The sequence below is a fragment of the Phyllobacterium phragmitis genome (genome assembly GCF_002980495.1).
Taxonomy (GTDB): domain Bacteria; phylum Pseudomonadota; class Alphaproteobacteria; order Rhizobiales; family Rhizobiaceae; genus Paramesorhizobium; species Paramesorhizobium phragmitis.
Map to the genome: position 1 here is coordinate 25,658 of NZ_PVBR01000033.1, position 8,288 is coordinate 33,945.

At 60.8% G+C, this 8,288-nt stretch carries 4 protein-coding genes and 1 pseudogene; 2 read left to right on the forward strand and 3 right to left on the reverse strand.

All coding sequences use genetic code 11. The annotated features are described in order from the left end of the window. Window positions 1-37: 37 nt before the first annotated feature. Window positions 38-1,963, reverse strand: a pseudogene (gene parE / locus C5748_RS25480) (DNA topoisomerase IV subunit B); the annotation flags it as partial. A gap of 482 nt (window positions 1,964-2,445) precedes the next feature. Here parE and C5748_RS25485 point away from each other — a divergent pair. Beyond that, the gene (locus tag C5748_RS25485; protein WP_105745596.1) at window positions 2,446-3,369 is read left to right on the forward strand and encodes a DMT family transporter; all 924 of its coding nucleotides are present in this window, start codon (window positions 2,446-2,448) and stop codon (window positions 3,367-3,369) included. 78 nt (window positions 3,370-3,447) lie between these two features. After that, window positions 3,448-5,457 carry an acetyl-CoA carboxylase biotin carboxylase subunit gene (locus tag C5748_RS25490; RefSeq protein ID WP_105745598.1) on the forward strand — a complete coding sequence of 670 codons (2,010 nt, stop codon included), beginning with the start codon at window positions 3,448-3,450 and terminating at the stop codon, window positions 5,455-5,457. Here the strand turns inward: C5748_RS25490 and lipB are convergent, their stop codons facing one another. Continuing rightward, on the reverse strand, window positions 5,458-6,240 hold the full coding sequence (lipB, locus tag C5748_RS25495; protein ID WP_105745600.1) for a lipoyl(octanoyl) transferase LipB: 783 nt from the start codon (window positions 6,238-6,240) through the stop codon (window positions 5,458-5,460). It lies immediately after the preceding gene. Further along, the gene (locus tag C5748_RS25500) at window positions 6,179-8,056 is read right to left on the reverse strand and encodes a CRISPR-associated endonuclease Cas3'' (protein ID WP_105745602.1); all 1,878 of its coding nucleotides are present in this window, start codon (window positions 8,054-8,056) and stop codon (window positions 6,179-6,181) included. The genes lipB and C5748_RS25500 overlap by 62 nt, the downstream gene beginning before the upstream one ends. Between the last annotated feature and the right edge of the window lie 232 nt (window positions 8,057-8,288).

Sequence of the window (8,288 nt, forward strand, 5' to 3'; positions counted from 1 at the left end):
GGGACGGTTCCGTATCGGAAAAGCCTTTCCACTTGCTCTAAATATCCAGTTCCTCGACGAATGCCGCGCGGTCCTGGATGAAGCGGAAGCGGGCGTCCGGCTTGGTGCCCATGAGATCGTCGACGGCGTTTTTTGTCTCGGATGCCGTTTCCTCGGTGAGTGCGACGCGGAGCAGCATGCGTTTGCGCGGATCCATCGTCGTTTCCTTCAACTGCTCGGCGCGCATTTCGCCGAGGCCCTTGAAACGCCCGATCTCGATCTTCCCCTTGCCGGTGAACATGGTGTTCAGCAATTCGTCCTTATGCGCATCGTCGCGGGCATAGGCTATCTTGCCGCCTTGGCTGAGGCGGTAGAGCGGCGGTACGGCCAGATAGAGATGACCGTCGCGGATCAGGTCCGGCATCTCCTGGTAGAAGAAGGTGATCAGCAGCGAGGCGATATGCGCGCCGTCGACATCGGCGTCGGTCATGACGATGATGCGGTCGTAGCGCAGATCTTCCACGCGATATTTGGACCGCGTGCCGCAGCCGAGCGCCTGGATGAGATCGGCGAGCTGCTGGTTGGCGGTAAGCTTGTCGCGTCCCGCACTTGCCACGTTGAGGATCTTGCCGCGCAACGGCAAAATAGCCTGGTTTGCGCGGTTGCGCGCCTGTTTGGCGGAGCCACCGGCCGAATCACCCTCGACGATGAAGAGTTCCGCACCGGCGGCAGCATTCTGCGTGCAATCGGCGAGCTTGCCGGGCAGGCGCAGCTTGCGCACCGCGCTCTTGCGGGTGACTTCCTTTTCCTGGCGCCGGCGCACGCGCTCCTCGGCACGCTCGACCACCCAGTCGAGCAGCTTGGAGGCTTCCTGCGGCGAGGCGGCGAGCCAATGATCGAACGGGTCGCGAATGGCGTTCTCGACGATGCGCTGGGCTTCCGTCGTCGCCAGCCTGTCCTTGGTCTGGCCGACGAATTCCGGCTCGCGGATGAAGACAGACATCATGGCGGCGGCCGAGATCATCACGTCGTCGGTGGTGATGATCGAGGCGCGCTTGTTGTTGGTCAGCTCCGCATAGGCCTTCAAGCCACGAGTCACCGCGATGCGCAAGCCCGCCTCGTGCGTGCCGCCTTCCGCCGTCGGAATGGTATTGCAGTAGGAATTGACGAAGCCGTCGCCGCCATGCCAGGTGATGGCCCATTCGACAGCGCCGTGGCCGCCCTGCTTTTCGGTCTTGCCGGCGAATATTTCGCGCGTGACCTGATATTCCTTGCCGAGCGACGCGGCAAGATAATCCTTCAGGCCGCCGGGGAAATGGAAAATCGCCTTTTCCGGCGTGTCCTTCCTGGGGTCGAGCAGCGTGGGATCGCAGCTCCAGCGGATTTCAACGCCGCCGAACAGATAGGCTTTGGAGCGCGCCATGCGGCAGAGCCGAACCGGATCGAATTTGGCGTGTCTGCCGAAAATATCCGGATCAGGATGAAAGCGCACGCGCGTGCCGCGGCGGTTATGAACCTCACCCAACTCTTCCAGGCCGCCTTGCGGAATGCCGCGCGAGAAGCGCTGGCGGTAAAGCTTGCGGTTGCGCGCCACCTCCACTTCCAGAAGATCGGAAAGCGCGTTGACGACGGAAACACCGACACCGTGCAGGCCGCCCGATGTCTCATAGGCCTTGCCGTCGAATTTACCGCCGGCATGAAGCTTGGTCATGATGACTTCAAGCGTCGATTTGCCCGGCACCTGGGGATGGTTCTCGACGGGAATGCCGCGTCCATTGTCGGTGACGGTCAGGAAGCCCTCGGCATCGAGATGGACCTCGATGAAATTGGCATGGCCGGCCACCGCCTCGTCCATGCAATTGTCGATGACTTCCGCGAACAGATGATGCAGCGCCTTTTCGTCGGTGCCGCCGATATACATGCCCGGGCGCAGGCGCACCGGCTCGAGGCCTTCGAGAACACGGATGGCGGAGGCGTTGTATTCGTTATTGTCGATGCGCAGCGCCGCGCGCTGCGGAGCAGGCGGCGTGGCGACCGGCAGAACGGGCGAAGGCGCCTTGCCCGTGGTCAGCGGAACGGCGACATCAGGCGCCGCAGTCTCCTGCACCGCCTGGCGTTCCCGCGCGTTGTTCACAACCCTTGTGAAGAGATCGTTACTGTCATCCATATGGTCGGATCGGTCCCGTTTTCAGTCGTTCACTCGAATCACCCGGATATTGCCATGCTTCATCACCAAAGGCGACAAAGGTTCGCTTTCCGTTCCCGTCATGCATCATGATATCCGGGGATTGTTTTTCAATTCTTAACCACGGTTTGCGGCAAGAAGACGAGAAAAGTCAAATGGCTGGTCGTCGCAGGACGATAAACGACCATGGTGCGGCGTGCCGCCATGGCTTAAGGGGACGTATTGGGCGTATTGATCGTTCGACAGTTCTTTGCCCTATCAGCTGATTTGCAGGTTCAACGATGCCGGAAAAGATGCAGCCTCATGTAAAGGGCATGGTCGTCATGATGGGGGCGATGCTCATCCTGCCGATGATGGATGCGGTCGGGAAATGGCTTGCCGTGGCGGACAATCTGCCGCCGGCCACGGTCAGCTTCGCCCGCTTCCTCATTCAGACGCTGCTGACGCTGACCATCCTTTGGGCTGCGGGCGGCCTCAAAGTGCTCAAAAGCCGCAATCTCGGCGGAAACCTGATCCGTGGCGTGCTGATGGGCGTCGCCAGCCTCTGCTTCTTCACCGCGATCAAATATATGCCGCTTGCCGATGCGATGGCGATCTTCTTCGTCGAGCCGCTGATGCTGACGCTCCTGTCGGCGCTCATCCTGAAAGAGAAAGTCGGCTGGCGCCGCCTTACCGCTGTCTCGGTCGGTTTCATCGGCACGCTGATCGTCATCCAGCCGAGCTGGGAACTCTTCGGCTGGATTTCGCTGCTGCCACTCGGCACTGCCGTGCTTTTTGCGGTCTATCTCATCATGAACCGGAAATATGCGGTCGATGACAGCGCAATGGTCATGCAGCTCTATGCCGGCGTCGGCGGCGCGGCGACAACGGCGCTGGTGATGGTGGCCGGGGAATATCTGGATATAGCGGACATGCGGCTCGGTCTGCCCGTGACCTCCTCCCCATGGGCGCTGCTTTTCGCCATCGGCGCGCTTGCGACGGTCGGCCATCTCCTGGTGGTGCAGGCCTTCCGTCTCGCGCCGGCCTCGGTGTTGGCGCCGTTCCAATATTTCGAGATCGTCATGGCGGTGCTGATCGGCCTGCTCGTCTTCAACGATTTCCCCACGCCGTCCAAATGGCTCGGCATTCTCATCATCGTCGGATCCGGCATCTATGTATTCATGCGCGAGCGCGGTAGGACAGCCGAGGCGGAAGCGCTTGTCTGAAGCTCTTCGTTGAAGATCTTCCGGCACAGCATGTTTTTGCTGTATGACGATGCGGCATTTGGAGGAGGAAATAGCCGGATGTTCAAGAAGATACTGATCGCAAACCGCGGCGAAATCGCCTGCCGCGTCATCAAGACCGCGCGCAGGATGGGGATTGCGACAGTAGCCGTCTTTTCCGATGCCGACAGTGACGCATTGCATGTCGAAATGGCTGACGAGGCCGTGCATATCGGCCCTTCCGCCGCGGCCGAAAGCTATCTCGTCGCTGAAAAGATCATCACTGCCTGTAAGGAAACCGGCGCTGAAGCCGTGCATCCGGGCTACGGCTTCCTTTCCGAGCGTGCCTCCTTTTGCGAAGCGCTGGAACGCGAGGGCATCGTCTTCATCGGGCCGAAGCCCGGAGCCATCGTGGCGATGGGTGACAAGATCGAATCGAAGAAGTTTGCCGAGGCGGCGAAGGTGAATACGGTTCCGGGGTCCCTCGATGTCATCCAGGACACGGTTCATGCAGAACGCATCGCCAGTGAGATCGGCTATCCCGTGATGATCAAAGCCTCGGCCGGTGGCGGTGGCAAGGGCATGCGCATTGCCTGGAATGCGGCTGAGGTCCGCGACGGGTTCGAACGAGCCCGTTCCGAGGCGCGCAATTCATTTGGCGATGATCGGGTGTTCATAGAAAAGTTCATCGTCGAGCCGCGCCATATCGAAATCCAGGTCCTGGCCGACGCGCATGGCAATTGCCTTTATCTCGGTGAGCGCGAATGTTCGATCCAGCGGCGCAACCAGAAGATCGTCGAGGAAGCGCCGTCACCTTTCCTGGATGAGGCGACCAGGCGCGCCATGGGCGAACAGGCCGTCGCGCTGGCAAAGGCGGTCGATTATCAAAGCGCCGGCACGGTCGAGTTCATCGTCGACAAGGACCGCAATTTCTATTTCCTCGAAATGAACACGCGACTGCAGGTCGAGCATCCGGTGACCGAGATGATCACCGGCATCGATCTCGTGGAAGAGATGATCCGCATCGCCTGCGGCGAGAAGCTGGCGCTCGGCCAAGCCGATATCGAGCTCAAGGGCTGGGCGATCGAAAGCCGCCTCTACGCCGAAGATCCCTATCGCAATTTCCTGCCCTCGACGGGAAGACTGACGCGCTATCGCCCGCCTGCCGTGGGGCCTGTGGACAAGGCAATCATCCGCAACGATACGGGCGTGGTGGAGGGGGCGGAAATCTCGATGTTCTACGATCCCATGGTGGCCAAGCTCTGCACCTGGGCGCCGACGCGGGAAGAGGCGATCGATGCGATGGCCGATGCGCTCGACACCTTCGTCGTGGATGGTATCGCGCACAACATCCCGTTCCTCTCGGCGCTGATGCAGCATCCGCGCTGGCGCGAGGGACGGCTTTCGACAGGTTTCATCGCGGAAGAATTCCCCGATGGTTTTCAGCCTGTTATTCCTGATGAATCCGATCTGGACATTCTGGCGGCGATAACGCTTGCGGCTGAACTGGTGCGCAAGCAGCGCCTCGATCATTTCGCGGACCGCCTGCGCCCGCATTCCGGCAAGATCAGCCCTCTATGGGAAGTCAGGATCGGCCAACGCTATTTCGAGATCGTGCTTGAAGAGGCAAACGCCAAACCGCCGGCAACATTTGTCATGAATATCGGCGGGAAGAGCATGACACTGCGCAGCGACGGGAAGCCGGGCGAAATGATCTGGAGCGGTCAGATCGGCGAGCGGCATATCAATGCCCAGATCAGGCCGGTGCTCAATGGCGTGCGCATCGATTGGAAAGGCATGTCGGTCGTATCGCGCGCCATGTCGCCGCGTGTCGCCGAACTCGACCGGCTGATGCCGATGAAAGCGCCGCCGGACACATCGAAACTGCTTCTTTGCCCGATGCCGGGACTGGTGGTCTCGATCAATGTCGAGGCGGGGCAGGAGGTGAAGGTCGGGGAGACGCTGGCTGTCGTAGAAGCGATGAAGATGGAAAACGTGCTGCGTGCCGAGCGCGACCTGATCATATCGGCGATCAACGCCGGGAAAGGCGACAGCCTCGCCGTCGATGCGGTGATCATGGAGTTCGAATGATCAGCGATTTGGCCTGATAGGGCCGAAGACGCCTTCAAACGCCCTGGCAAGTGCGAGATCGAGATCCTGCATCGTCAGCGGCAATCCGAGGTCGACAAGGCTGGTGACGCCGTGCTCGCTCACGCCGCAGGGCACGATGCCGCCGAAAGCGCCAAGCTCCGGTTCGACATTGATGGCGATGCCGTGAAAGCTCACCCAGCGGCGCAGCCTGATCCCGATGGCGGCGATCTTGTCTTCCGCGAGAGCGCCATCCGCAAGGCGCAGCTTTTCCGGCCGCGTCACCCAGACACCGACACGATCCTCGCGCCGCTCGCCCCTGACGTTGAACGCGGCAAGTGTGCGGATGATCCATTCCTCGAGCGAGGTGACGAAGGCACGCACATCCTCGCGGCGGCGCTTGAGATCGAGCATGACATAGGCCACGCGCTGGCCTGGGCCGTGATAGGTATATTCGCCACCGCGCCCGGTCCGGAAGACCGGAAACCGGTCGGGCGTGAGCAGGTCGCTCGCTTTGGCGCTTGTGCCGGCCGTATAGAGCGGCGGGTGTTCGACGAGCCAGACGAGCTCCGGCGCGGCGCCGTCACGAATCGCGGCAACCCGTGTCTCCATGAAAGCGAGTGCTGCGGGATAATCGGTCAGCCCATCTGCGATGAGCCATTCCACCGGCGGCGAGCCGTCTTCGGGAAGAAAGGTGGCGGGGAGGGCCGAACGCTCTCTGCGTTCACCTATCGCGGGGCTCTGCAGATCGTTTTGGGATGAAGCGGTGGAGTCGACTATGGTCATGATTGTCCCATATGGACCCTTTGCCGCCAAACTTCCAGATGGAGCAAGTCAAGGAAAAGTGGGAACCGGTTTTTCCGTAGGCGTTCGGTGATAAGGGAGCATAGACGGTTTCGATCCACGCCCCTGCTAGAGGGGCGACCTGGATCGATCCAGTATCCACGATCGCTACGCAGTTTCGATCCACGCCCCCGCGCGCAATCTGGTCAAGCCCGGCTTCCGCGCGCCAGACACGCGGGAAATCGACATCGACGCCCGCCTCGACCAGCGATGTCGCGATCAGGCGGCAGGGGCGCTTGTTCTTCAGCCTGTGGCGTACATCGGCCAGGATTTCGCGCCGATGCGTCGCATATTGGCGGGTCGTCAGGTGGGTCACTCCGTCAAGTTCGGCGGCTTTTGCGGCTTTGTAGAGGGCAAGCGCGTGCTTGCGGCTGTTGACGATCATGAGTCCTTGCCCATTGTCGCGGAGCGCTGTCACCAGATCGTCGTCGCTCATCTCGCCGGCGGATGCGATTTCGACGCGCTTCAGGGCGCGGGCCAGCGCCGGTGGATTGGGGGCCAGTTCCTGCTTCGGTCCAAGGACGAGTCCGCCCTCGAATTCCGGCGCGGCCAAGGCCGGCTGGGTGGCGGTGCACAAGACGATCGACGTGCCGTAATTGCGGGCGAGTTCGTCCAGCGCTGCCACGCAGGGACGAAGCAATGGCAAGGGGATGGTCTGCGCTTCGTCCAGAATGATGACGGTGCGCGCCAGATTGTGCAGCTTGCGGCAACGCGAGGGCCGATTGGCAAACAGGCTTTCGAAGAGTTGCACATTGGTGGTGACGATAATTGGCGCCGCCCAGTCCTCCATGGCGAGACGGAGCTTGTCCGCGCCTTCACGTTGTTTGAACGTTTCCTCCTCGATCGCCGAATGATGCTCCAGTATGAATTCGTCGCCCAGCACGTCCCGGAAAACGGCCACGGTCTGGTCAATCACCGATGTGAACGGGATGGCATAGATGATCCGGTCCAGCCCATGCTTCTTCGCATGGTCGAGCGCGAAGCCGAGGGAAGCCAGCGTCTTGCCGCCACCGGTCGGAACGGTGAGCGTGAAGAGGCCGGTCGCATCGCTCGCCTTGGCGCGCACATGGTCAAGAATTTCGCCGCGCAGACGATTGACGGCTGTGCTGCTGGATCGTTTGCTGGCCATGTGCGCATCGAAACGGGCAATGAGCGGATCGATGACCGCACCGAGTGCTGGCCAGTCGCGGTCCTTCTTCTCTCTCTTGATCCCCTCGTAGAAAGCTTCCGTATCCCGGAAATCGGCATCCACCAGGCATGAAAAGATCATGCGCCCAAGAAAACCGAGCTGAAACGCCGCTTTGTCCTTATCCCTGATCCAGTCGAAATCCGGCATAAGGCCGGTTGCATCCGGGGCGATTTCATTGCGCCATGCCGGATCGAGGGGCGGCAGTTGCTTGTTTCGCCGTTCCGCCAGCGATCCTTCGCCGATCCTGTCCGGCAAGCCCGCGTGATGCCCGGCGATCGCATAGGCGATCAGTTCCGCCATTGTGCGATCTGCAATCGTGCTCCCAAGGGCAAATGTTTCGATGGCGCCGGCGGTCGAGTGATCGACCTTTTCGGGCGCCCCAGTCAGCCTTGCCTGAAAGGCGGCTGTATATTTTCCAAGGTCATGCAAAAGCCCCGCAAGCCGCGCGGCCTTTTTCGCTCCGAACACGCCAGCGAACCGCGCCGCCAGTTCGGCAACATCATTCAGATGTCGATGCAACAGTTGCCAATCGGAGCACGATTCGTCCTCCGTCGAGTGCGCGAAGAACATGCCCGCTTCCCCCAATACCCCAATTCATCTTTGCTGGGGAACTGGGAAAGGTCAAGAGTGACAGGTGCCAGGGCAGGGCAATCGCTTGAAGAACAGCACTTCCAGCGGCGGAATTGTTATGATTCATAGGGAACCTCGATTTTATGGAGGTTTCCTATGTCCGGCAAAGCACTACTCGATCAGTTTGGCTCCCTTGAAGACCCGCGCCAGTCGTGGAAAGTGCTGTATCCTT